At 42.1% G+C, this 24,550-nt stretch carries 22 protein-coding genes; 19 read left to right on the top strand and 3 right to left on the bottom strand.

The window, feature by feature from the left end; translation table 11 throughout:
- Positions 1-90: 90 nt before the first annotated feature.
- Positions 91-1,737 carry a glucose-6-phosphate isomerase gene (gene pgi, locus ABIE26_RS13575; protein ID WP_310142122.1) on the bottom strand — a complete coding sequence of 549 codons (1,647 nt, stop codon included), beginning with the start codon at positions 1,735-1,737 and terminating at the stop codon, positions 91-93.
- A gap of 83 nt (positions 1,738-1,820) precedes the next feature.
- On the opposite strand from pgi, the gene ABIE26_RS13570 reads away from it, so the two are divergent.
- The 3 genes from ABIE26_RS13570 (at position 1,821) to ABIE26_RS13560 (ending at position 4,390) form a co-directional block, all read left to right on the top strand.
- Positions 1,821-2,324: a hypothetical protein gene (locus ABIE26_RS13570; protein ID WP_310142123.1), complete on the top strand. Its 504-nt coding sequence runs from the start codon at positions 1,821-1,823 to the stop codon at positions 2,322-2,324.
- Between the two features lie 78 nt (positions 2,325-2,402).
- Positions 2,403-3,477 (top strand): peptide chain release factor 2 gene (prfB, locus tag ABIE26_RS13565; protein WP_310142124.1). Its coding sequence is split into 2 segments (ribosomal slippage): positions 2,403-2,462 and positions 2,464-3,477, totalling 1,074 coding nucleotides; the frame shifts between segments, so codons are not numbered across the junction.
- A gap of 1 nt (position 3,478) precedes the next feature.
- Positions 3,479-4,390 (top strand): alpha/beta hydrolase, encoded by a 912-nt coding sequence (locus ABIE26_RS13560; protein WP_310142126.1) that lies wholly within the window; start codon positions 3,479-3,481, stop codon positions 4,388-4,390.
- On the opposite strand, the gene ABIE26_RS13555 is transcribed toward ABIE26_RS13560, so the two are convergent.
- The gene (locus tag ABIE26_RS13555) at positions 4,385-5,254 is read right to left on the bottom strand and encodes a transglutaminase-like domain-containing protein (RefSeq protein ID WP_084238038.1); all 870 of its coding nucleotides are present in this window, start codon (positions 5,252-5,254) and stop codon (positions 4,385-4,387) included. The genes ABIE26_RS13560 and ABIE26_RS13555 overlap by 6 nt on opposite strands.
- 35 nt (positions 5,255-5,289) lie before the next feature.
- Between ABIE26_RS13555 and ABIE26_RS13550 the strand changes: the two genes are divergently transcribed.
- Positions 5,290-6,072 carry an O-methyltransferase gene (locus ABIE26_RS13550; protein WP_310142128.1) on the top strand — a complete coding sequence of 261 codons (783 nt, stop codon included), beginning with the start codon at positions 5,290-5,292 and terminating at the stop codon, positions 6,070-6,072.
- 12 nt (positions 6,073-6,084) lie between these two features.
- Here the strand turns inward: ABIE26_RS13550 and ABIE26_RS13545 are convergent, their stop codons facing one another.
- Positions 6,085-7,215: a BamA/TamA family outer membrane protein gene (locus ABIE26_RS13545; protein WP_310142129.1), complete on the bottom strand. Its 1,131-nt coding sequence runs from the start codon at positions 7,213-7,215 to the stop codon at positions 6,085-6,087.
- A gap of 113 nt (positions 7,216-7,328) precedes the next feature.
- On the opposite strand from ABIE26_RS13545, the gene ABIE26_RS13540 reads away from it, so the two are divergent.
- The 15 genes from ABIE26_RS13540 to ABIE26_RS13470 all read left to right on the top strand — a co-directional run bounded on the left by ABIE26_RS13540 (position 7,329) and on the right by ABIE26_RS13470 (position 24,547).
- Positions 7,329-8,309: a deoxyhypusine synthase family protein gene (locus ABIE26_RS13540; RefSeq protein ID WP_084238035.1), complete on the top strand. Its 981-nt coding sequence runs from the start codon at positions 7,329-7,331 to the stop codon at positions 8,307-8,309.
- Positions 8,310-8,561: 252 nt separating this feature from the next.
- The gene (locus tag ABIE26_RS13535; protein WP_310142132.1) at positions 8,562-9,851 is read left to right on the top strand and encodes a c-type cytochrome; all 1,290 of its coding nucleotides are present in this window, start codon (positions 8,562-8,564) and stop codon (positions 9,849-9,851) included.
- 49 nt (positions 9,852-9,900) lie between these two features.
- Positions 9,901-12,981 carry a TAT-variant-translocated molybdopterin oxidoreductase gene (locus tag ABIE26_RS13530; protein ID WP_310142133.1) on the top strand — a complete coding sequence of 1,027 codons (3,081 nt, stop codon included), beginning with the start codon at positions 9,901-9,903 and terminating at the stop codon, positions 12,979-12,981.
- A 41-nt stretch (positions 12,982-13,022) separates the two neighbouring features.
- On the top strand, positions 13,023-14,495 hold the full coding sequence (nrfD, locus tag ABIE26_RS13525) for an NrfD/PsrC family molybdoenzyme membrane anchor subunit (RefSeq protein WP_310142137.1): 1,473 nt from the start codon (positions 13,023-13,025) through the stop codon (positions 14,493-14,495).
- A 2-nt stretch (positions 14,496-14,497) separates the two neighbouring features.
- Entirely contained in the window at positions 14,498-15,034 is a 537-nt protein-coding gene (locus tag ABIE26_RS13520) for a DUF3341 domain-containing protein (protein ID WP_012780469.1), read from the top strand.
- Positions 15,018-15,629 carry a c-type cytochrome gene (locus tag ABIE26_RS13515; RefSeq protein WP_235012506.1) on the top strand — a complete coding sequence of 204 codons (612 nt, stop codon included), beginning with the start codon at positions 15,018-15,020 and terminating at the stop codon, positions 15,627-15,629. The genes ABIE26_RS13520 and ABIE26_RS13515 overlap by 17 nt, the downstream gene beginning before the upstream one ends.
- 15 nt (positions 15,630-15,644) lie before the next feature.
- Complete coding sequence (locus ABIE26_RS13510; protein ID WP_310142146.1) at positions 15,645-16,859, top strand: quinol:cytochrome C oxidoreductase; 1,215 nt, start codon at positions 15,645-15,647, stop codon at positions 16,857-16,859.
- A 68-nt stretch (positions 16,860-16,927) separates the two neighbouring features.
- Complete coding sequence (locus tag ABIE26_RS13505; protein ID WP_310142149.1) at positions 16,928-18,157, top strand: cytochrome c oxidase subunit II; 1,230 nt, start codon at positions 16,928-16,930, stop codon at positions 18,155-18,157.
- A 20-nt stretch (positions 18,158-18,177) separates the two neighbouring features.
- The gene (locus tag ABIE26_RS13500) at positions 18,178-20,067 is read left to right on the top strand and encodes a cytochrome c oxidase subunit I (protein WP_310142151.1); all 1,890 of its coding nucleotides are present in this window, start codon (positions 18,178-18,180) and stop codon (positions 20,065-20,067) included.
- Between the two features lie 84 nt (positions 20,068-20,151).
- Positions 20,152-21,216 carry a COX15/CtaA family protein gene (locus tag ABIE26_RS13495; RefSeq protein ID WP_310142152.1) on the top strand — a complete coding sequence of 355 codons (1,065 nt, stop codon included), beginning with the start codon at positions 20,152-20,154 and terminating at the stop codon, positions 21,214-21,216.
- Between the two features lie 11 nt (positions 21,217-21,227).
- Complete coding sequence (cyoE, locus tag ABIE26_RS13490) at positions 21,228-22,130, top strand: heme o synthase (RefSeq protein ID WP_310142153.1); 903 nt, start codon at positions 21,228-21,230, stop codon at positions 22,128-22,130.
- Positions 22,131-22,132: 2 nt separating this feature from the next.
- A complete protein-coding gene (locus ABIE26_RS13485; RefSeq protein ID WP_310142155.1) occupies positions 22,133-22,723 on the top strand; it encodes a cytochrome c oxidase subunit 3 in 591 nt (196 codons plus the stop codon).
- A gap of 30 nt (positions 22,724-22,753) precedes the next feature.
- The gene (locus ABIE26_RS13480; protein ID WP_310142156.1) at positions 22,754-23,461 is read left to right on the top strand and encodes a cytochrome c oxidase subunit 3; all 708 of its coding nucleotides are present in this window, start codon (positions 22,754-22,756) and stop codon (positions 23,459-23,461) included.
- Positions 23,462-23,480: 19 nt separating this feature from the next.
- On the top strand, positions 23,481-23,840 hold the full coding sequence (locus tag ABIE26_RS13475) for a cytochrome C oxidase subunit IV family protein (RefSeq protein ID WP_310142157.1): 360 nt from the start codon (positions 23,481-23,483) through the stop codon (positions 23,838-23,840).
- Positions 23,840-24,547, top strand: coding sequence for an SCO family protein (locus ABIE26_RS13470; RefSeq protein ID WP_310142158.1), 708 nt, complete (start codon positions 23,840-23,842; stop codon positions 24,545-24,547). The genes ABIE26_RS13475 and ABIE26_RS13470 overlap by 1 nt, the downstream gene beginning before the upstream one ends.
- Positions 24,548-24,550 lie beyond the last annotated feature (3 nt).

Here is a 24,550-nt window from a genome sequence, read left to right as displayed (position 1 = left end):
TTAGCGTTTCACTAATTTAATGTTATGATGCAGGCATCAGCCTTTTTCCATAACCAACATACATAAAGATACAAAAAACAAGGGCAATACCTACCTCCAGGTTTTGTACTGATTGATCAGACCATTGGTCGACCCATCATGAGTAGTCACCTCTTTATCGTCACCAAGTTCGGGCAAAATGCTTTTTGCCAGTTGCTTGCCCAATTCCACACCCCATTGGTCAAAACTGAATATATTCCAGATGATGCCCTGTACAAATATCTTATGCTCATATAGGGCAATAAGACTGCCGAGACTAAATGGCGTAACTTTTTTCAGCAGTATGGAGTTGGTAGGCCTGTTTCCTTCAAATACCTTGAATGGCGCCAGTTTTTCAATCTCCTGGTCTGTTTTTCCTTCTTTTTTAAGCTCTTCCTTTACCTGTTCTATGGTTTTGCCATTCATCAAGGCTTCAGTTTGTGCAAAGAAATTGGACAGCAGAATTGGATGGTGGTTGCCAATAGGGTTTAAACTTTGTGCCGGCGCAATAAAGTCGCAAGGGATAATGCGGGTTCCCTGGTGTATGAGCTGGTAGAATGCGTGTTGCCCGTTTGTTCCTGGTTCGCCCCAGATGACCGGACCGGTTTCATAACTTACGTCATTTCCATTGCGGTCTACATGTTTACCGTTACTCTCCATATCGCCTTGCTGGAAATAAGCCGCAAAACGGTGCATATATTGATCGTACGGTAAAATGGCCTGTGTTTCCGCATCAAAGAAATTGATGTACCATACGCCTATAAGTGCCAGGATAACCGGTATATTGATCTCAAATTCAGCGTTTTCAAAGTGCTCGTCGGCGGCATGTGCCCCCGCCAGCAGCTGTTTAAAATTATCATAGCCGATGCTTAAGGCAATAGGAAGGCCAATGGCACTCCATAAAGAATACCTGCCACCAACCCAGTCCCAGAATTCGAACATGTTCTCTGTATCAATACCAAAAGCAGCAACGTCTTTTGCATTGGTAGATAAGGCAGCGAAGTGTTTGGCGATGTTTTCCTTTTTCGCTCCATGCTGCAGGAACCATTCGCGTGCTGTATTGGCATTGGTCATGGTTTCCTGTGTGGTGAAAGTTTTGGAGGCGATCAGGAATAAAGTAGTTTCAGGGTTTACTTTTTTAAGGGTTTCCGCAATATGTGTTCCGTCAATATTGGAAACGAAATGCATATTGAGGTGATTTTTATACGCTTTTAAAGCTTCTGTCACCATTACAGGCCCCAGGTCGGAGCCGCCTATACCAATGTTTACCACATCAGTAATGGCTTTGCCGGTATATCCTTTCCAGCTTCCGGAGATAACCTGGTTACTGAATTTTTCCATTTTGCTGAGTACCTGGTTTACTTCCGGCATCACATCTTTTCCGTCTACCAGGATGGCATTGTTGCTTTGGTTGCGCAGGGCTATATGTAGTACCGGGCGGCCTTCTGTCTGGTTGATCGGCTCGCCGCTAAACATGGCTTTAATGGCTTCGTCTAATTTACACTCCCGCGCAAGCTGGATAAGCAAAGCAATAGTGGTGTCGTCGATCCTGTTTTTGGAGTAGTCAACCAGGATATCCTCAAACAGCAGGGAAAATTTCTCAAATCGGGATTCATCTTCTGCAAAAAGTTCTTTCAGGCTTTTCTTATTAATGTCGATGAAGTGATCGGCAAGATACTTATACGCAGCGGTTTCTGTGAAATTTATTGTAGGAAGCATAATATTAATGTTATATTTATTAAATATATCGATGTTACATTTATTCAACGGAACAAGATAGTAAAACCTTTAAAAAAACACCTATGTTAGAAAATTTAAATCAACTCGTAAAAGAAAACGTTCAGGAGGCCATAGTAAACAACAATGCTGTGCCGAACGAACAGAACGAAGCCGCCATTGGTGCCGCTTCAGGTTCAATTATTGACGCGCTTAAACAACAACTTTCATCTGGAAATATAGGGAACCTTGTAGATGCATTTAAGGGCGGTAATGCAGAAGGCAGCGCAGTTGCACAGGAAGCTACAGCCGGATTTTCTGATAAGCTTGCAGCCATGGGAATCAATATGGAGTCGGCCAAGAACATAGCGGCATCGGTGATCCCTTCTATTGTAGGTAAGCTGGTGAACAAGACCAATGATCCGAACGATAGTTCTTTCAATATTCAGGACCTTGTGGCCAAGGTTTCAGGACCTGATGGGAAATTTGACCTGTCTGATGTAACCAGGATGTTTACAGAAAAAACAGATGTAAACGGGGATGGTAAAGACGATGGCATTGTAGATAAATTGAAGGGGCTTTTCAGCTGAGGTAACCACTTAATTTTAGAAAAGGGCTTGTGTCAAAAGGAATTTGATACAAGCCCTTTATATTATATATTTGTGCTTATGACAAAAGAACAAATTCAGGATTTAAGGGACAGAGTAACGTCGCTGAGGAGGTACCTTTGACGTTGAAAACCGTTTAGAAGATATTCGAATTGAGCAGGAACTTACCCTGCAGCCGGATTTTTGGGACGATCCTAAAAAGGCCGAAAAACATATCGCAGAAATAAATACCAAAAAAGTATGGACAGATGCCTGGCAACAGGCCAACAGTTTGCTGGAAGACACACTTGTGCTGTTTGAATTTTATCAGGGAGGAGATGCAGGTGAAGAAGAGATGCAGGAGCAATACGACCTGTGCTTAAAGGCCATAGAAGACCTGGAGCTGAAGAACATGTTGAAGAACAAGGAAGATCAGTTGCCCGCCGTAATGCAAATTACAGCTGGTGCAGGCGGGACGGAAAGTTGCGACTGGGCCTACATGCTGATGCGCATGTACATGATGTGGGGCGAAAAGAACGGGTATAAGATTACTGAACAGGACTATCAGGAAGGTGAGGTTGCTGGGGTAAAATCGGTAACACTTCAGTTTTCAGGCGATTTTGCCTATGGTTACCTGAAAGGCGAAAACGGAGTTCATCGTTTGGTAAGGATTTCCCCTTTTGATTCCAATGCCCGGCGGCATACTTCTTTTGCTTCTGTATATGTTTATCCATTGGTAGACGATACCATTGAAATAGAAGTGAAGGACTCTGAGATTGAATTTGAGACTTTCCGTTCGGGCGGTGCCGGCGGACAAAATGTGAACAAGGTGGAAACTGCGGTGCGTTTGTACCACAAACCATCCGGGATTATCATTAAAAACCAGGAGTCCAGGTCGCAGTTGCAGAATAAAGAGAACGCCATCAGATTATTAAAATCGCAACTTTATGAAGCAGAGATGCGCAAGCGCATGGAAGCTACAGCCTTAATTGAGGGAAGTAAGAAAAAAATAGAATGGGGTTCGCAGATCAGAAGTTATGTACTGGACGACCGTAGGGTTAAGGATCACCGGACAAATTTTCAGTCGTCCAACCCGCAGGCGGTGCTCGACGGAGAACTGAACGACTTTTTAAAAGCGTACTTAATGGAATTTTAATATGAAATATTTAAGCGGACTATTCATGACTGTATTGTTATCGGCAAATGGGTTAATGGCCCAGCAAGTACTACCTCTTTATCCAGGTCCTATTCCTGGAGCAAAACCTACACCTGCAGATTACCAGGAAACCACGGTGATGCGCGAAGGAAGAGGAGCGGGGATCAGCAAAGTCTCTATACCAACGCTTACGGTTTATCAACCTGCTAAGGATAAGGCAAATGGCACGGCTGTAATTGTTTGTCCGGGAGGAGGCTACTCTGGCCTGGCAATAGGACATGAGGGCTATCCCGTGGCCGAAAGGTTTGCAGCTATGGGGGTAACTGCTTTTGTATTGAAATACCGTTTGCCAAGCGATGAAATTATGCAGGACAGATCTGTTGGGCCTTTACAGGATGTTGAGCAGGCCATCTATACACTTAGAAAAGATGCCTCTAAATGGGGTATTAACCCTTCAAAGATAGGTGTTATGGGATTCTCAGCAGGTGGCCATCTCGCGTCGAGCTTAACCGTACATTATAAAGATGTAAAAATTGAGAATAAGGAAAGTTTAAGCCTAAGACCTGACTTTTCCATTCTGATTTATCCTGTGATTTCCTTTACCGAATCTGAGCATAAGGGCTCTGCAGAGAAACTGGCCGGTGCAAATACTACATTGAGACAATATTTTTCTAACGATAAGCATGTTAATACCGAAACACCGCCAACTTTTCTGATTCATGCAAATGATGATATGACCGTTCCCGTTCAGAACAGCATGCTGTTTAACCAGGCACTGGTAAAAGCTAAAGTAAAAGCAGAAATGCACATTTACCAGGCCGGAGGGCATGGCTTTGGTTTAAAAAACAAAACCACGGCTGAGGATTGGTTTAAGACCCTGGAGAACTGGATGAGGGGCAATCAGTTCTTATAGATCTGTATTGCTTAGGATATCCTGCAACTGTTTCAGCTCGTTCACTTTTTCTGCCGAGCCAAGATTTTCGTAGGCAGACACCAGGTTGCGGATGATCCTTCTGATAATTTCTACATTGCTGCAGGGAGCATAAAAGCCCGGTAGCGGATCAAGGTTAAGCTGACGGAGGAATTGATCTACATCGTGCTTGCCAAAAATAGCACCCTTGTTAAAGGCATTGATGTAAAAAAGAACACCAAATTCATGCTCTTCACGCCTGCTTTCGTCAATGTATCCCAAAATAAAGTGCTGAGGCAGGTTTACGCCATATACTGGAATATCCAGTTTCTGAGCTAGTGTGGCATAAATAATGGCCAGCGAGATCTGGTTCCCTTTTTTGCTTTCCAATACCTGGCTGATATAAGAATTTTGCGGGTCGTGATGATTTTTGGTATTTCCTCCAAAGCCGTAGACGTTGTAAAATACATGATTGATGAGTTTTATTTTTTCAATAGAACTCATTTCATATTGCAGGCCCAGCCAGATTTCCCTTTTTATTTCTTCAATCTGAAGGATTACCTTTTCTTCATCCAGATCAGGGTACTGGTAACGGTTGATGACCAGGGCACCCTGCAAAAGGTCAAATGCCCCGCTGTGGTACCATAAGTTAAGGTCTTCTTTGACACTTTGAAACTGGATCTTGTGTACAATATTTTCGATCCGCTCCTGTAGCAGGGTATCCAGGGAGTGCTCCCATTCATTCTCGAGGAAGTCGACCACTTCAGGACCGTATTCGAGCAATCTTTTTTCAACATGTTCATATACTTCAAGATCAGGATCATCAAGAAGCTTAATCAACGCACTTATTTCTTTACTATTTTCCATCAAACATGCAAATTTGAATACCTATTTTTGCGGCTATGGTTTTTAATTTTATCAGTGACTACATTAAGCACCGTCTTACTGCGAAAAGCAGGCATGGTACTCATTCCCCATTTGTATATAAACTTACTGATGAGGTAATTTACGATTTTAACTCCAAAACCGATTATAAAAGTATTGAAGCGCAGCGAAAAAAACTTTTTAATGACGAATCATTGATTACTGTGACCGATTTGGGGGCAGGCTCCCACTTGAATAAGAACAGGACCAAACAGGTAAAGCAGATTGCAAAAAATGCATTAAAAAGCCCGAGGCTGGCACAATTGATCTATCGTTTGGCGAAAAATAGCCAGCCCTCCAATATCATAGAATTGGGTACCTGTCTTGGCATTACCACGGCATACTTATCGAAAGCTTGTCCTGATGCAAAAATAATCACCATAGAGGGATGTCCCGAAACCGCGAAAGTTGCAGGTGGAAATTTTGAGGAACTCGGATTGGAAAATGTTGAACTACAGGTTGGGAATTTCGATGTACTGCTTCCGGGCCTGATTGAGGGGCAGCAGCAGCTTGACTTTGTTTACATAGATGGGAACCATCGAAAGGAAGCTACACTGGATTACTTTAAATGGTGCCTGCCTAAGGTGCAGGAAGGGTCATTGCTGATATTCGATGACATCTATTGGAGCGAGGGCATGAAGGAGGCCTGGGAAGAGATTAAAAACCATCCCGAAGTTACGGTAACGGTTGATCTGTTCTGGATTGGCCTGGTTTATTTCAGGAAGGGCCAGGTCAAAGAGCATTTTAAAATAAAGTTCTGAATATAGCCTGATTTAAAAGGCTTCGGCCAGACTGATGTAAAAACCGGTCTGGCGTTTTTCATTGGTGCGTTTTTCGCCAATCCCATAATCTACACGAACACTCAGGCCTTTTTCAGGATCGAAGAAATACCTTCCGCCAGCACCGTAAGAAGGTTTAAAATTTTTGATTCCCAAACCGCCATTTTCAAATACCTGCCCGGCCCCGCCGAAAATTGCAGCACCAAAGCGGTTGTTGTAGCGGTACCTGAGCTCGGCTTGTGCGGCCAGGAGATTCCTGTCGCGGTACCTGCCGGTATAATAGCCCCGCATCATTTCGTCATTACCCATTTGTGGCAACAGGTAAAAGGGTACATTTTTGCCTTGAATGCTATGGAACAGTCCATTCACACCGATCACAAATTTTGGAGAGAGCGACCAAAAACTCCGTACGTTTGCTTTGATGAGGCTGCCGGTAAAATTTTCTTTCCCCCAAAAGTCGGGCGCATATTGGTACGACACTTTGGCCATCATTCCTTTTGTTGTGTAGTTATTGGAATTTCTGGTGTCGTAGGTTTGAGACACCCCGGCATAAAATACGGAGCCTCCTATCTTATGAATAATGGTGGGGTCTGTAGTAAATATGCCTCCAATTTCTTTATCAGTAAAATGGTAATTCTCGAAGCCAGCAGAAAAGCCGGTATACATGGAAGGCCAGAACCTTTTTTCTGCTTCCAGCACCACCTTTACAAAGCCCTGTACCAGGCGGTCTTCATTAGCGGCGTCCGTTTCATTTCCAATTCCGTAAAAGTTAAAAGGCATACGTTTAAAACGAACTTCAGAAATGTAATGGTGTGTATTTTTTTTTGTCCAGATGTCACTTTTAAGGGTAACATTGTACTGTCCTTTGGTTGATGCAGATACTACGCCCGAGAAATTTGAACTGCGATTGCTGAGGTCTTTTCTGTCGAGATAAGTTGAATAGAGCAACCCGGCACCAAATTCAACACCTATTTCCTGGCTATAGCGAAAAATAGGGACCGGCATAAAGCTGGGCCTGCGGGAAGAGTCTGTTTTATTAGATAGATAGCGTTCTATGAGTTTCTTTTGGGCCAATGCGTTTGCGGTGATCAAAACAAAAAGGGTACAAATCGAAAGTTTCTTCATCGGCCTAAAATAGGAGAAAGGATTTAATTCTGAGACTCTGCTAACAACTTTGAGGCCAAATGGCTTAAAATAATAATATTTGCCTATTTTTGCGGCAACAAAATTAGATTAAGATGAGTACAACAAGAGGACCGATTTCTCAGTTTATGGAGCGCAATTATCTCCATTTTAATGCGGCGGCCATGATGGATGCAGCAAAAGGGTATGAAACACACTTGGACGAAGGGGGTAAAATGATGATTACCCTGGCTGGTGCAATGAGTACAGCAGAACTGGGTATTTCACTGGCAGAGATGATCCGTCAGGATAAAGTTTCTATCATTTCCTGTACAGGGGCTAACCTGGAGGAAGACATCATGAACCTTGTTGCGCACTCACACTATAAACGCGTACCAAATTATCGCGACCTGAGTCCGCAGGATGAATGGGATTTGCTGGAAAACCATTATAACAGAGTTACCGATACCTGTATTCCTGAGGAAGAGGCTTTCCGCAGATTGCAGAAACACATCTACAAGATCTGGAAAGACGCTGATACGGCAGGCGAGCGCTATTTTCCGCATGAATTTATGTATAAAATGCTGTTGAGCGGAGATTTGGAGCAATATTATGAAATTGATCCGAAAAACTCCTGGATGCTGGCTGCGGCGGAGAAGAACCTGCCTATTGTTGTACCTGGATGGGAAGATTCTACGATGGGAAATATTTTCGCTTCGTATGTAATGAAATCGGAGATAAAGGCCACGACAATGAAGAGCGGTATAGAATATATGGGCTGGCTTGCCGATTGGTATATTAACAACAGCGCAGGAAAAGGAATTGGCTTTTTTCAGATTGGTGGCGGTATTGCCGGTGATTTTCCGATTTGTGTAGTGCCGATGCTTTACCAGGATATGGAAATGGAAAATATCCCGTTCTGGAGCTATTTTTGCCAGATTTCTGATTCTACCACATCATATGGTTCTTACTCAGGTGCAGTGCCTAACGAAAAGATCACCTGGGGTAAACTGGATATCCATACACCTAAATTTATTGTGGAATCGGATGCGACGATAGTGGCGCCACTGATATTTGCGTGGATATTAAAAATGTAATTTGAAATAACAAATACAGCGTCAATATAAGGCTGGCTGAGGATCACCAATTTTTACAAAAATTGGTGATTTTCTTTGTTTAAAGCATAATAACGGCATTATTTAGATTGATTATAAATTGTATTTACTGTCATTTCTTTGTCATTGGTACGTTAATAAATTTTACTTTTGTGGACGTTTTGGTGAAGGACTCAAGTTTAAACATCAATTACGTTTATAAAGTTTTTTAAAAAATAGCATAAAATACTCATTATGAGGGATATCTCATTGATCATTAGAAGAGTTTGGAAGTCGGCATTCATGTTTACGGCTCTATCTGTTTTAATCGTTTCTGCAACACATGCGCAAGATGTAGTGGAGGGAAGAAAAATATTTAAAGATAAATGTGCTTCTTGTCACCAATTAGACCGTAACAGTACCGGTCCGGCTTTAACTCCCAAACTGACCGAACTGGATGAAGCATTCGCTATCAAATGGATCAGAAACTGGAAAGCTTTAGTTGATGCTGGTGATCCAACTGCAATTGAGGCTGCAAAGTTCTCTCCTGCGGAGATGACTACATTCCCTACATTGACTGATGATCAGATCAAAAATGTAATTGCCTATGCTAAGGCGGGGGAGCCTAAGAAAGAAGGTGATAAACCAGTTGAAGTGGCTTCAGAAGGAGTTTCAGATTTTTCTATTGCAGGTATTGCGCTGATTATTCTGATCTCTATCGCTGTACTGGTTGTTTTAGGCCGTGCAGTAAAAATGCTGGAACGCTTGATCCTTAAGAAGCAGGGCGTAGCGGTTGTTGAGGAAGAAAGCTTGTCTTTCGGAGCTGCTACCCGCAAAATGTTCAAAAACAAGAAATTTGTGATGTTCTTTGTGCTGTGTTTAATTATAGCGTTGGGATCATTTGGATGGATGGGCATGTGGAATACAGGTGTACACACAGGCTATCAGCCGGTTCAGCCGATCAAGTTCTCCCACGAACTGCATGCTGGTGTAAACCAGATCGACTGTCAATACTGCCACTCAGGCGCGTTTAAATCTAAAAATGCATCTATTCCTTCGGTTAACGTATGTATGAACTGTCACAAATCTGTACAAGCTACTGAAAAATACAACGGAGAGATTTCTCCTGAGATTCAGAAGATCTATACTGCTATAGGTTACGATCCGAATACCATGACTTACGATAAATCGAAAGAAAAACCAGTAGAGTGGGTACGTGTTCACAATTTGCCTGATTTTGCTTACTTCAATCACTCGCAGCACGTTGTTGTTGGTGAAGAGGCAATCAGAAAAGAGAAAGGTCTGCAGCCAAACGAGCCGGTATGTTTTGCATGTCATGGTCCGGTTGATACAATGGAGGAGATTTATCAGTACTCGCCGCTAACCATGAAATGGTGTGTGAACTGCCATAAGGATGCTGAGATTTCTGGTAAAAACAATGCCTTCTATGCTAAGGTGATCGAGACCCATGAGAAAATCAAAAAGGGCGAAAAGATCACACCAGCTGCATTGGGTGGTTTAGAGTGTGGTAAGTGCCACTATTAATAGTAGAGTTTAATAACAAAGAACGTTCGATAACAGTAATATAGCTTAAATGGAAAGCAATAAAAAATACTGGAAAGGCTTAGAAGAGTATAACAACACTCCGGATTTTGTTGAAAACAACAAGAACGAATTTGCTGAGCCCCTTCCAATAGAAGATGTTTTAAATGAAGCAGGGTTAAGTACAGTAACTCCACGCCGCGACTTTTTAAAGGCTTTAGGCTTTGGTTTAGGTGCGGTAACACTTGCGGCTTGTCAAACAGCCCCTGTACATAAGGCAATCCCTTATGTAATTAAACCTGAAGAGGTTGTGCCGGGTATCCCTAACTACTACGTGTCAAGTTTTAATGGTCAGCCTGTATTGGTTAAAACCAGGGAAGGAAGGCCGATCAAAATAGAGGCGAATACAAATGCTGGTACATTTAACTGTGGTACCGACGCACAGGCACAGGCTTCTGTACTTGATTTGTACGATGTGTCTAAATTAAGGTCACCTTTATTAAAAGAAAACGAAACTACCTGGGCCAAGGTAGATGAGTTTGTGAAAGGTGAGCTCAACAAAGCACAGGCTTCGGGAAAGAAAATCAGGATCGTTTCCTCTTCTGTAAACAGCCCTTCTACCAAAGCCGTTATTGCTGATTTTTCTGTTGCTTACCCAAATACGAAGCACGTACAATACGACGCAATTTCTTACACTGGTATCATTAAAGCAAATGAGAACAGCTTTGGAAGAGCAGTTGTTCCTAAGTATAAATTTGATAAGGCAGACCTGATTGTAAGTTTCGGGGCTGACTTTTTAGGTACCTGGATCAGTGGTGAGGAGTTTACTGCTCAATATGTATCCAACAGGGACCATAAATCTTTGAAAAACGGCAAAATGTCGCGTCACTTCCAGTTTGAGGCGGGCATGAGCTTAACAGGTACCAATGCAGATACCCGTGTTCCAATCAAGTTATCGGAAGAAGGACCTGCTTTGATTGCCCTGTACAATGCAATTACAGGAGCTGGTTTAGCTGGTGGTACATTGCCAAACAATGTAACAGCAGAGAAAGCGCTGAAACTGGTTGGTAAAGAACTGCTGCAAAACAAAGGAAAAGCTGTTGTGGTTTCAGGTTCGAACGATGTATCTACACAGATTCTTGTAAATGCCATTAACTCTGCTATCGGCAGCTACGGTACTACCATCGATTTGGACAATCCTTGCAAGCGTTATGCCGGCAATGATGCTGAGTTCGCAGAATTCATCAACGAGATGAACAGGGGCGAAGTTGCCGCTGTATTCTTCCTGGATAGCAATCCTGTTTATGATGTAACCAATACCAAGGCTTTTGCCGATGCCCTGGCAAAGGTTGCGCTGAAAGTGTCATTCGCTGATCGTAAAGACGAGACCGCTGCACTTTGCGATGTAGTTGCCATTAACCACAACTATTTAGAGTCGTGGGGAGATGCAAGTGCTTATGAAGGAACTTATTCTATCGTACAGCCAACCATTAACCCGGTATTCAATACCCGTCAGGCAGAAGAAAGCTTACTGATCTGGTCTGACAATGTAGTTAAAGAGTATTACCAGTATGTACGTAACAACTGGGAGAAAAGTATACTGCCTGCAGTAGGTGCTACCTGGAAAGATGTATTACAAAAAGGTGTGTTCTTTGCAGCTGAAAAACCAGCGGGAGCTTACACTTTCAGCCTTTCTCTGGCAGCTGTAGCACCATCGGTGCTGAACAACAGCAAAGCTTTGGCGAAAGACATCGAGTTACAGGTGTACGAAAGCATTCCGATGCGTGATGGTAAACATGCCAATAATGCATTCCTTCAGGAACTTCCTGATCCGGTTTCTAAAGTAACCTGGGATAACTATGTGGCTATTGCGCCGAAGTATGCAGAGAAATTGGGCTTTAAAGAGTTTGATATTGTTACTGTAAAAGCTGCGAATGGTTATAGCATTGATCTTCCATTACTGATCCAGCCGGGACAGGCAATCGGAACTGCATCTATTGCATTGGGTTATGGCCGTACCAAAGTAGGTAAAGCCGGAGACAATGTAGGTAAGAATGCTTATCCGTTTGTGACTTTCAGCAATGGTACTTTAAAATATGCAACTTCTGTTACTTTAACAGGAACAGGCAGAAGAGAAGAACTTGCCCAAACACAAACGCACTATTCTTTTGAAGGCAGAAATGTAATCCGCGAGGCTACATTTGCTGAATACAAAAAGAACCCTGCAGCTGGTTCGGGTAACGATCACGCTAAACATAAAACTTACGATTTATGGGATAAATTTGAGAAACCAGGTAACAACTGGGTAATGGCAATCGACCTGAATGCCTGTACCGGTTGCGGTTCTTGTATTGTAGCCTGTAACGTAGAAAACAACATTCCTGTTGTAGGTAAGGAAGAGGTTCGCAGACGCAGAGAGATGCACTGGATCCGTATCGACCGTTACTATAGCTTTAATCAGGACGGTGAGGCCCATGCAGAGCACGGTGCACACGCTGGCCATGGAAACGGAATCAATTCGGTCACAAAAGAAAAAGAGATTGCACACCTGGAGGAAAATCAGATGAACAATGTCTCGGTTGTACACCAACCTATGCTTTGTCAGCATTGCGACCACGCTCCTTGTGAGACTGTTTGTCCGGTACTGGCAACTGTGCACTCATCAGATGGTTTGAACCACATGGCTTATAACCGTTGCGTAGGTACACGTTATTGTGCAAACAACTGTCCGTATAAAGTACGTCGTTTTAACTGGTTCAACTACTGGAATGATTCGCGTTTTGATAACTACCTGAACAATGAGTTTACACAACTGGTACTTAACCCTGATGTAACTACACGTTCAAGAGGTGTTATGGAAAAATGCTCGATGTGTATCCAACGTATCCAGGCTGGTAAACTAACTGCGAAACTGGAGAAACGTCCGTTGAAAGATGGAGATATCAAGATGGCTTGTCAGCAGGCATGTTCTGCAAACGCAATCATCTTTGGTGATGGGAACGATCCGGAATCAGAAGTATCTAAAGCATTGCGTAGTGAGCGTATCTACTACGTTTTGGAAGAGATCAACGTACAGCCGGGTATAGGTTATATGACGAAAATTAGAAATACAGATACAACAGTACAAGCGTAAGGGCGTGAGAGCGCATAGCTGATATTAAAAGAAAATAAATTATGTCAGGACATAACGAATCAATATTAAGAGAACCACTAATCACCGGCAAGGATATCACGTATGCAAAAATTACGGATGATATTTTAATGCCTGTTGAGAATAAGCCAAACAAGGCATGGTGGATAGGGTTTACCGTTGCACTTTGTGGTGCCTTACTTTGGGTGGTAGCTGTAAGTTACACCTTCTGGTTTGGTATCGGTGCATGGGGATTAAATAAAACAGTTGGGTGGGCATGGGATATCACCGGCTTCGTATGGTGGGTAGGTATTGGTCACGCAGGAACGTTGATCTCTGCGGTACTGTTACTTTTCCGTCAGAACTGGCGTAACTCCATTAACCGTTCGGCAGAGGCGATGACGATCTTCGCGGTTATTTGTGCGGCAACCTATGTTGTTTCTCACATGGGCCGTCCTTGGCTGGCTTACTGGGTACTTCCATTGCCAAACCAGTTCGGATCATTATGGGTTAACTTTAACTCGCCGCTGGTATGGGATATGTTTGCGATCTCTACTTATTTCTCTGTATCACTATTGTTCTGGTATACAGGTTTGTTGCCTGATATCGCAACAATCCGTGACCGTGCAACCGGTACAAGAAGAAAAGTTTATTCTATCCTTTCATTCGGATGGGCTGGAAACGTAAAAACATGGCAGCGTTTTGAGGCCGTATCACTGATTCTGGCTGGTATCTCTACGCCACTGGTACTTTCGGTACACACGATTGTATCTATGGACTTTGCTACTTCGGTAATTCCGGGATGGCACACGACCATCTTCCCTCCATACTTTGTTGCAGGGGCGATCTTCTCTGGATTTGCTATGGTACTTACCCTATTGCTGGTAGCGCGTAAAGTATTGGGCCTTGAAAACTACATCACCATGTTCCATATTGAGTCGATGAACAAGATCATCATCTTAACTGGATCTATTGTAGGTGTGGCTTACTTAACAGAGTTCTTCATTGCCTGGTATTCAGGTTCTGAATATGAGCAATACGCATTTATCAACCGTTCTACCGGCCCTTACTGGTGGGCATACTGGATGATGATGACTTGTAACGTAATCTCTCCGCAATTGCTTTGGTTTAAAAAGATCCGTACCAGCATCGCTGCAACCTGGATATTGTCTATCGTTGTAAACATCGGTATGTGGTTTGAGCGTTTTGTGATCATCGTAACTTCATTACACCGTGATTATATTCCTTCTAGCTGGGCGATGTTCTATCCATCCTGGGTTGATGTGAGTGTTTTTGTAGGATCGATAGGCTTATTCTTTACTTTGTTCTTATTGTTCTTAAGGGTGTTGCCTTCAATTGCAATTGCAGAGGTGAAACTATTGCTGAAGAGTGCAAGTGAGCAGGCTAAACTGGAGCTGATTAAGGAAGGTCATCTGGATAAAGAACAGGTAGCAGAATACGTAGAGTCTTTAGACAAATTTGATAGTGTTAAACAAGAAGATTACGCAAAAATATAACAATGAATAATATCAAATATATTTTAGGCAGTTTTGGTGATCCTGATGAAATGATGCATGGCATCGAAAAACTGCAGGAGAACAACATTAAGATACATGATGTTTATACACCAATGCCTATTCACGGCATAGAAGCTAAATTAGGGGTTAAACGTTCACGGTTAGATATTGCTGCTTTCTTCTTTGGAATCACAGGAACCTGTACCATGCTTACGTTCGTATATTTTGCGGCAGCGTACGACTGGCCAATCAATATCGGTGGTAAGCCACACTTTGCTCTTCCGGATTTTATTCCGATTACATTTGAGCTAACTATATTGTTTTGTGCTTTTGGTTTGGTAGGCTCTTATTATGCATCAACACATTTATTCCCTGGAAGAGCACCAAGGGTGATGGACTTAAGGGCAACAGATGACAGGTTCATCATTGCAATTGATGCAAAAGAAAATACTGAGCACAGTAAGATTGATGATTTATTAAAGCAAGCAGGTGCTTTGGAAGTAAAGCATAATGAAAGGAAGTATGTTAGCTATGAATAGGAATAAAGTAGTTTTAGCCTCATTTTGTATTCTTGCGAGTGCTGTTGTTTTTACAGCATGTAAGGATAAAAGAAGTACAGGTTTAGAATACGCAAGAAATATGTATGATCCGATTGCTCCGAATCCAGACCAACCGGTTTCTACAACCAATGAACTTTTGAAAAGTTTTAAAGGGCAGACTGCTCAGACACCTCCGGCACATACCAGCCCGGTTGGATTTGAGAAATACGACTACCCTAATACCAAAGAAGGTTATGAGGCCGCAGGCGCAGCCTTGGTAAACCCACTTGAAGCTACAGAAAAAAACCTTGAAGCAGGTAAGCACTATTTCAAAGTATTTTGTTCTCCATGCCATGGAGAGAAAGGCGACGGACAAGGTCACCTGGTTAAAATCGAGAAAATTAGTGGAATCCCTTCCTATCATGGTGATGCAGCTTCTTCCCGTGGTGGTTTAATGAAAGACCTTACAGCGGGTAAAATTTATCATACCATTATGTATGGTTTAAATAATATGGGATCACATGCATCTCAGCTAACTCCCGACGAAAGATGGAAAGTAGTGATGTATGTTCAACAATTACAAAAAATACAATAGAAAAGCAGAATATAAATGGGAACTCACAATTATAATTTAACTGAGCAGTTTGAGTTTACAGGTAAAGCTAAAACTTTAAGCATCGTAGCTATTGTAATAGGTATCGCGGCGATTGCTTATGGTTTTTCCGGAAAGGAGCTTCATGAGCGTACTTTTGCCAACCTGTTGCTGATGGCTTATTACTTCGCATGCGTATGCATGTCTGGAGCATTTTTCCTTGCTGTTCAATTTGTAGCACAGGCAGGATGGTCTGCTTCTATACTACGTGTACCACAGGCAATGGCCAAAACCCTTCCAATAGCAGTAGTTATACTACTTGCCGTAATCGGAGCAGGCTTGTACACCCACAATTTATATCATCACTGGCATGCAGATGGATTAACTGATCCTAATAGCGCCAACTATGATAAACTGATAGATGGTAAATCGTCATTCCTGAATGTGCCTTTTTTCATGGCACGTCAGGTGATTTTCCTTGGAATTTACTCGATATTTGCTTGGCTTTTATCGAAGCTGTCTGCCAACGAGGATCTGGAAGGTGGTTTGAATTCTTACAGAAAGAGTTTCAAATACTCATGTATCTTCCTGGTAATATACGGTTTTACCACACCGGTATTTGCTTTTGATACCGTAATGTCATTGGAAGCACACTGGTTTTCTACCATGTTCGGATGGTATAACTTTGCGGCCATGTGGGTAAGCAGTCTGGCTACTATCGCCATTATCATTATTCTGCTGAAAAAAGCAGGTTACATGAGCTGGGTAAATAATAGCCACTTGCATAACTTAGGGCAGTTCATCTTCGGTTTCTCTATATTCTGGACTTACGTATGGTTTGCACAGTTCTTATTGATCTATTATGCGAACATGCCAGAAGAGACCGTATATTTTTATAAAAGGTTTGAGCATTATGAGTTCTGGTTTTACCTGAACCTGGTACTGAACTTTTTAGCTCCTGTATTGCTGTTGATGGACAGGGATAACAAAAGACAGGAGAATATTTTATTGACAGTATCAATTGTTGTTTTATGCGGTCACTGGGTAGATTATTATCAAATGATTATGCCTGGAACAGTTGCTGAGCATCATGCATTTGGCTTTATTGAGATTGGTATAGCGGTAGGTTTTGTAGGTTTGTTTACTTTTACGGTTTTAAATGCCTTAAGTAAAAAAGCATTAATAGCTAAAAACCATCCGTTTTTACAGGAGAGTTTAAACCACCATTTGTAATAAGTGGTTTTTATAAAGTATATAAAATAATAGTATAATAGAAGTACAGCGTTACTACTTTTAAGGAAATGAGTTTAAGAAAATTTATAAGTAACAAAACAATAGCGGCACTGGCAGTAATCATGACTGCATTTGCAAATACCAGCGCATTTGCACAAGCTGCAGCTGCTGAGACCGCTAAGAAGCCCGTAGATATGGGGCCGGTTTATAAATCGGCGATATTTTATGCCATGGCCTTCCTGTTGCTATGCTTGTTTGTAGCCATCATAGGAAAAGCATTAAAGGTATATGAATTGACCCGCGAGGCTCAGGACAAACCTAAAGGAATTAACTGGAATACAGTTAACGGTGTGTTATTCGCGCTGTTCCTTATTGTAGGACTATATGGTGTATATTGGGAATATACAGTTCATGGCAACATGATCCTTCCGGAAGCAGCATCTGAGCATGGTAAAAAGATCGATCAGATGTTCAATATCACATTGATCCTGACCACTATTGTTTTCATTGTTACGCACATTCTTTTATTTGCATTTTCTTATTTCTACAGACACAGCGGAAAAAGAAAAGCTTACTATTATCCACACAACAACACTATAGAGCGCGTGTGGACTATCATTCCTGCCTTAGTTTTAACGGTATTGGTATTGATGGGCTTTTTAACCTGGAGATCAATTTTCTATAAAATCGAAGACCCTAACAACAAGCCGATCAGCATTGAGGTAACTTCATCGCAATTTGCCTGGGCCATCCGTTATCCTGGAGCTGATGGTATCGTAGGAACAAAAAACTTTAAATTGATCAACTCTATCAATGCATTGGGGATCGATTTTAAAGATAAAAATACACTAGACGACCAGTCGGCAGATGAAATGGTTATTCCTGTGAATAAGCCGGTTCGTTTAATCCTGACCAGTAAAGATGTAATCCACAGTTTTTATATGCCGCATTTCAGGGTTCAGTTGAATACAGTTCCCGGTATGACCTCATACTTCGAGTTTACGCCAACAATCACTACAGAAGAGATGAAGGCCAAAACCAATGACCCTGCTTTCAAGTATTTGTTTTTATGTAACAAAATCTGCGGAGACGGTCACTATAAAATGCAGAAAGAAGTTAAGGTTGTTTCTATGGCCGAGTACGAGGCATGGGTGAAACAACAACCTGCCTATTTAACTGACGATTTAAGGAAGGAATTTAAACTGCCGGTAATAGCAGCACCTGTTACTGCTCCAGCAGATACAGCAGCAAAAGATACTTCTGCAGCTAAAACAAATCAATTGGCTTTAAAACATTAATAATACTGGAATAGCACATTATGTCAACTATATCATTACACGATACACACAACCACGATAGCCATGATGATCATGGACATCATAAAGAGACCTTCTTAACGAAGTACGTCTTTAGTCAGGATCACAAAATGATTGCGAAGCAGTTCCTGATAACAGGTATTATTATGGCTGTTATAGCAATGGGGCTGTCAATCTTATTCCGTTTGCAGTTAGCATGGCCAGATAAAGAATTCCCTCTTTTGGAGGCTTTCCTGGGCAAATGGGCTGAAGGTGGACGTATTAAGCCAGATTTTTATCTGGCGCTCGTAACCATTCACGGTACTATCATGGTATTTTTTGTACTGACTGCGGGTTTGAGTGGTACCTTTAGTAACTTATTAATCCCACTTCAGATAGGTGCAAGGGATATGGCCTCGCCATTCCTGAACATGCTTTCATACTGGTTCTTCTTTATGGCCTGTGTGATCATGATGGGGTCATTCTTTATCCAAACAGGACCGGCGAGTGCGGGATGGACAGTTTATCCTCCATTATCTGCTTTGCCTACTGCGATTAGCGGTTCCGGTTTAGGTATGACTTTATGGTTAATCAGTATGGTACTTTTTGTGGCCTCTTCATTAATGGGTGGTATCAACTATGTAAGTACAATTCTGAACATGCGTACAAAAGGTATGGACCTTTGGAAAATGCCTTTGACGATCTGGGCGTTCTTCCTGACTGCTGTATTGGGTATCTTGTCTTTCCCGGTTCTTGTAGCCGGTGTGGTATTGCTGATCTTCGACAGAAGTTTCGGAACGAGTTTCTACCTGTCGGATATCGTTATGGGTACCCAAGTATTGCCTAATGAGGGCGGATCTCCGATCCTTTGGCAACACTTATTCTGGTTCCTGGGACACCCTGAGGTATATATCGTAATTATGCCTGCAATGGGTCTGTCATCAGAGATCATGTCTGTGAATGCAAGAAAACCTATCTTCGGTTACCATGCAATGATTTATTCATTGATCGGTATTACGATCCTGTCGTTTATCGTTTGGGGACACCACATGTTTGTAACGGGTATGAACCCATTGCTGGGTGGTGTATTTATGATCACAACATTGATCATTGCTGTACCATCAGCGGTTAAGACTTTCAACTGGCTGGCTACATTGTGGAGAGGTAACATCAGGTTTACTCCCGCTATGCTGTTTGCTATCGGTATGGTTTCCTTCTTTATCTCTGGTGGTTTAACGGGTATCTTCCTGGGTAATGCCTCACTGGATATCAACTTACACGATACTTATTTTGTTGTGGCCCACTTCCACCTGGTAATGGGATCTGCAGCGATCTTTGGTATGCTAGCGGGTGTTTATCATTATTTCCCTAAAATGTTTGGAAGGATGATGAGCTCTAAATTGGGCTACCTGCACTTCTGGATTACTTTTGCTTGTGCTTACCTGGTGTTCTTCCCGCTGCACTTCTTAGGTTTGGATGGTGTTCCACGTCGATACTATGCATTTACCGAGTTTGAGTTTATGCACAAATGGGTTACAGTGAATATCCTAGTTACCTGGTCGGCCATTATTGCTGCCCTTGCACAGGTTGCTTTCCTGTTCAACTTCTTCTACTCTATCTTTAAAGGTAAAGTAGCGTCGCAGAATCCTTGGGGTGCCAATACTTTAGAGTGGACTACACCTGTTGAGCGTTTACACGGTAACTGGCCTGGTGAAATTCCAACTGTTTATCGTTGGCCGTATGATTACAGTAAACCTGGAGCGGAAGAGGATTTTATTCCTCAAACCATTCCTTTCTCACAAACAATGAGTTCAAACATGCCTCATGATTTCGAAGGCAACAGTGAGTCTGAGCGTATCCAAAGGGAATGGGAAGAAAAGAACCCATCTGTAGATGCGTCAAAATTAGACTAATACATAACATCTAATACTATGAGGTATCTGCAGTAGGTAAATACTTACATCAGATACCTCATTTTTTTTAATCTGACACATACCATGGTTCCTAAATCTGAAACGAGATTTATCAGGCTAAACCTTATCACTATTGTAGTTACCCTGCTGCTGATTTTGGCTGGTGGGATAGTACGTAGTACGGGCTCTGGTATGGGCTGTCCGGATTGGCCTAAGTGTTTTGATCAGTATATCCCCCCAACTTCAGTTACACAGCTTCCTCCTGATTATAAGGAGAAATATGTGGCCGAACGCGTAGCGAAAAACGAGCGTTTTGCAAAAACACTCGATAAAATGGGCAAGGGGCATCTTGCAGATAGCATCAGACATGATGAGTCTATCCTGGTTCCTGAAACTTTTAACGCGGCAAAAACCTGGACGGAATACATCAACAGGTTAATGGGGGCAACAACGGGTTTTCTTTTATTGGGTCTGGTGGTGTTTTCATTTGCTTATAAAGGAAAAGCTAAAAGAATTGTAGTATTGAGCCTGCTGAACCTGGTTGTTGTAGGTTTTCAGGCCTGGCTGGGTTCTATTGTGGTTTCTACCAATCTGATGCCCTGGATAGTTACAGTGCATATGTTGCTGGCGCTGGTGATATTGGGCATTTTGGTATATACCTATAATTATGCACAGCAATTGCACAAACAGGAAACAGTGATTATGGGTAAACTTGGATGGCTTAAGGCGTTAATCCTGGTGTCTATCATCCTGAGCGTGGCCCAGATTGTACTAGGTACTGAGGTACGGGAAGCTATTGATGCCATTTCAAAGCAAATGCTGTACAACGGAAGAAGCACCTGGGTTGCTAAAGTCGGCGATATGTTTTCTTACCACAGAGACCTTGCCATGCTGGTGCTGATTCTGAACATTATCATTTATAAAATTGTGAAAGATAAGTTTAGTGGCAAGGCTACAGCTTTGCGGGTGGGCAGCTCCATAGGTATTGTGCTGATCATTCAGATTGCTACGGGGTTATTGTTGTCTAACCTTGCGCTTCCGCCTTACGCACAGGCTATGCATATTTTATTTTCAACGCTTTTATTTAGTTTACAATATTATTTGTATTTGCTGGTTTACGGAACAAGTACATACAACCAAAGAGATTAATTATATATAAATTGAAACATTTTTTCGCTGATTTCTCTAAGCTCATCAAATTCAGGCTCACCTTTCTGGTGGTGTTCTCTGCGTCGATCACTTTCCTGATCGGACAGAAGGCACAGATCTACAGGGGAGAGCTGGAGGGAATCAACTGGATGAACTGGCTGATCCTGGTTGCCGGCGGATTTTTGGTGACAAGCGCAGCAAACTGCTTTAACGAAATTATAGAGAAAGATCTGGATAAACTGATGACCCGTACAAAGGACAGGCCAATGCCTGCCGGTAGGATGACTACAGGCCAGGGCCTTGTTTTAGGCCTGATCATGGGGATGCTGGGTACCTGGCTCTTGGGTAAACTGAACCTGGAGACCGGAATTTTATCCGTATTTTCTATCCTTTTATATGCCTTTGCCTATACACCTTTAAAACGCAAGTCGCCAATAGCGGTATTTGTAGGAGCTATTCCAGGGGCATTGCCGCCATTATTGGGCTACCTTGCAGCTTTTGGAAGTGCCAAACACTTTGTTCCGATGGACTATACCATAGCGGTTATTTTATTTTTGGTTCAGTTTGTATGGCAGTTCCCGCATTTTTGGGCTATTGCATGGGTTTTGGATGAGGACTATAGCAAAGCGGGTTTTCGGCTATTGCCTACAACAAAAAGGGATAAGGTAAGCGCTTTCATGACTTTTCTAAGTACGTTGGTCTTAATCCCTGTTAGTCTGCTGCCAACATTTTATGGCTTTGGAGGCTATTATGTTGGAGGGGTTTCACTACTTGCAAGCCTTGTTTTTGCCTGGCTTGGTTTTAAACTATGGGTAAAACTGGATTTGGCCAGTGCAAGGAAAGTGATGTTTTGCTCCTTCTTTTACCTGCCACTGGTGCAGTTGGTTTTATTATTCGATTTTATAGTTAAATAAAAATGGTACATACATTAAAAGAACAGGATTTGAAGATGGATGAGGGCTTTAATGCAAAGCCAAAGAAATTCGTCATTTGGCTATTTGTAGTTTCATCAACCATTATGTTTGGGGGCTTTACAAGTTACTATATTGTTTTTGCTGCATCAAAAGGCAAAGGACATGGCTTGGTACTGCCTGAGGTGTTTATGTACAGTACTGCTGTATTGATTTTAAGCAGCATCTGTCTTTTTATGGCTTCCAGAGCCTTAAAAGCTGGCAATCTGAGTGCCCAGAAATTATTACTGATGGCAACGTTTGTATTGGGCTGTGTTTTTGGTTACCTGCAGTTTGATGCATGGAGTGCTTTGTTCCATACAGGTGCAGCCATGGTAAACAATAATGCCGCCATTTCAATGATTTATATTGTATCGGGCATGCACCTGCTGCACATCTTTGCGGGTTTATGTATGGTATTGAATGCCCTGTTTGGGGCTTATAAAGAAATGTCTCTGGAGAAGCGCAAATACCGGATGGAAATCGCCTCTATATTTTGGCATTTTATAGATATATTATGGATATATCTGTATGTTTTTTTACTTTTGAACAGTTAGAATTTTTAACAAACTATTACTATTTACAAAATGAGTTCATTATCACAATTAGATCAGGTAAAAACCACTCCATGGAGCGGAGGCCGCTCGCCGTGGTCTGTAGAGTACGGCAAAATAATGATGTGGTTTTTCTTGGTTTCTGATGCATTCACATTTTCTTCATTATTGGTTTATTATGGTGCGCAGCGCTTTAGTAAATTCACCTGGCCAGATCCGGATTTGGTTTTCCAATCTGTACCAGGCTTAGCGGATGGCGGTTATCCACTTGTTTTTGTGGGTATCATGACCTTTATCCTGATTATGAGCTCTGTAACTATGGTATTGGCTGTTGAGGCCGGCCACAGAAGATCTAAGAAAGAAGTGATCTGGTGGATGGTGGCAACTATTATAGGTGGTTTTATGTTCCTTGGCTGTCAGGCTGCAGAGTGGACACACCTTTTCCATGAAGGTTTTGGCTGGGGTAAAATTCCACCAATGGAAACTCTACACCATTTGTTTACCGGAGAGGTGTCAACAGTATCTGCATTGCAGTTTTCTAACCTGTTCTTTACCATTACCGGTTTCCATGGTTTTCACGTATTTAGTGGTGTGATTATTAATATCATCATTTTATGTATGACCATTAATGGTACTTTTGAAAAACGCGGACATTACCTGATGATCGAAAAGGTTGGTTTATACTGGCACTTTGTAGACCTTGTTTGGGTATTCGTATTTACATTCTTCTATTTAGTTTAATTTTTCTCAATAAGATATTATGTCAGAATTACATACAGATCACGCTCACGGAGAACATGCACATGGCGAGCATGCCGGTTTAGACAAAAAGAAAATATGGCAGGTGTTTGGCATTCTGCTGGCCATTACGGTAGTTGAGTTTATCATTGCATTATGGGCTATCCCAGGTAAACACATGTCGCAGCACGTTGGCAATTACGTATACATTGTTTTAACGTTAATGAAAGCGTTTTACATCGTTGCCTATTTTATGCACCTTAAATATGAGAAAGTTGGACTGCAGCTTTGTGTATCGGTAGTTTTTATCTTTATTCTTTACTTTATTGTATTGATGCTTATTGAGGGCGGCTATTTGCATATTCATATGCCATTGGTTTAATGAAGGCAGCTTCAATAAAAAAAGTCTTAATCCTGGTCACCATTTTAGCGGTACCAGGATTTTTGTATAATTTACTGGTCGAGAAGGGGAAGAACCGTTATAAACCACTGCCAATTTTTGGCCCTAAAGTGGTAGCTTCAACTTTTCATTCTGTAAGAGGTAAGCAGGTTCCTGATACCATTTACCACAAAGTGGATAACTTTAAGCTGTTGAATCAGCAGGGGGACACTATAACTGCTAAAGCTTATGGCGGTAAGATTTTAGTATTGAGCTTATTTTACACATCCGGGAATACCGATGCGGTTAATTTCGCCAACCGGGCAATGAAAGCTTTGGAGCATACGTATCATAAAAATAACGTTATACGCTTTGCCAGCCTGAGCATTGATCCAACAGGGGATACACAGGAGGCCCTGGCCAAATATGCCAAAACTATTTCGGCGCAGGCGGATAAATGGAACCTGTTAACCGGGGATAGCGCCATGGTTTATAACCTCATCAATAAAGAACTATCTGTAGACGCCCATAAAGAGGTACTGAACGGTGAACCAAAATTTACATACAGCAATTTGTTTGTGCTGCTGGATTACCAGCATAGAATAAGGGGCTATTATGAGGCTACCAATCAGGAGGCGCTCACCAAACTGGATGATGAGATCAAGGTTTTGATAGCTGAAGAATTAAGAAACAACAACGACGGAAGATAAGCT

The sequence above is a fragment of the Pedobacter africanus genome (assembly GCF_040548825.1).
Lineage (GTDB): Bacteria > Bacteroidota > Bacteroidia > Sphingobacteriales > Sphingobacteriaceae > Pedobacter > Pedobacter africanus_A.
The sequence above is the reverse complement of the archived record's forward strand: the minus strand, read 5'-3'. Positions and strand labels throughout refer to the sequence as shown.

Coding starts and splice junctions, on each gene's coding strand:
- ABIE26_RS13485 (WP_310142155.1), top strand. CDS start 22,133: ATGGTACATACATTAAAAGAACAGGATTTGAAGATGGATGAGGGCTTT.
- ABIE26_RS13530 (WP_310142133.1), top strand. CDS start 9,901: ATGGAAAGCAATAAAAAATACTGGAAAGGCTTAGAAGAGTATAACAAC.
- ABIE26_RS13480 (WP_310142156.1), top strand. CDS start 22,754: ATGAGTTCATTATCACAATTAGATCAGGTAAAAACCACTCCATGGAGC.
- ABIE26_RS13520 (WP_012780469.1), top strand. CDS start 14,498: ATGAATAATATCAAATATATTTTAGGCAGTTTTGGTGATCCTGATGAA.
- ABIE26_RS13510 (WP_310142146.1), top strand. CDS start 15,645: ATGGGAACTCACAATTATAATTTAACTGAGCAGTTTGAGTTTACAGGT.
- pgi (WP_310142122.1), bottom strand. CDS start 1,737: ATGCTTCCTACAATAAATTTCACAGAAACCGCTGCGTATAAGTATCTT.
- ABIE26_RS13555 (WP_084238038.1), bottom strand. CDS start 5,254: ATGGAAAATAGTAAAGAAATAAGTGCGTTGATTAAGCTTCTTGATGAT.
- nrfD (WP_310142137.1), top strand. CDS start 13,023: ATGTCAGGACATAACGAATCAATATTAAGAGAACCACTAATCACCGGC.
- ABIE26_RS13545 (WP_310142129.1), bottom strand. CDS start 7,215: ATGAAGAAACTTTCGATTTGTACCCTTTTTGTTTTGATCACCGCAAAC.
- ABIE26_RS13500 (WP_310142151.1), top strand. CDS start 18,178: ATGTCAACTATATCATTACACGATACACACAACCACGATAGCCATGAT.
- ABIE26_RS13570 (WP_310142123.1), top strand. CDS start 1,821: ATGTTAGAAAATTTAAATCAACTCGTAAAAGAAAACGTTCAGGAGGCC.
- ABIE26_RS13505 (WP_310142149.1), top strand. CDS start 16,928: ATGAGTTTAAGAAAATTTATAAGTAACAAAACAATAGCGGCACTGGCA.
- ABIE26_RS13540 (WP_084238035.1), top strand. CDS start 7,329: ATGAGTACAACAAGAGGACCGATTTCTCAGTTTATGGAGCGCAATTAT.
- ABIE26_RS13550 (WP_310142128.1), top strand. CDS start 5,290: ATGGTTTTTAATTTTATCAGTGACTACATTAAGCACCGTCTTACTGCG.
- ABIE26_RS13470 (WP_310142158.1), top strand. CDS start 23,840: ATGAAGGCAGCTTCAATAAAAAAAGTCTTAATCCTGGTCACCATTTTA.
- ABIE26_RS13515 (WP_235012506.1), top strand. CDS start 15,018: ATGTTAGCTATGAATAGGAATAAAGTAGTTTTAGCCTCATTTTGTATT.
- ABIE26_RS13535 (WP_310142132.1), top strand. CDS start 8,562: ATGAGGGATATCTCATTGATCATTAGAAGAGTTTGGAAGTCGGCATTC.
- ABIE26_RS13495 (WP_310142152.1), top strand. CDS start 20,152: ATGGTTCCTAAATCTGAAACGAGATTTATCAGGCTAAACCTTATCACT.
- ABIE26_RS13475 (WP_310142157.1), top strand. CDS start 23,481: ATGTCAGAATTACATACAGATCACGCTCACGGAGAACATGCACATGGC.
- ABIE26_RS13560 (WP_310142126.1), top strand. CDS start 3,479: ATGAAATATTTAAGCGGACTATTCATGACTGTATTGTTATCGGCAAAT.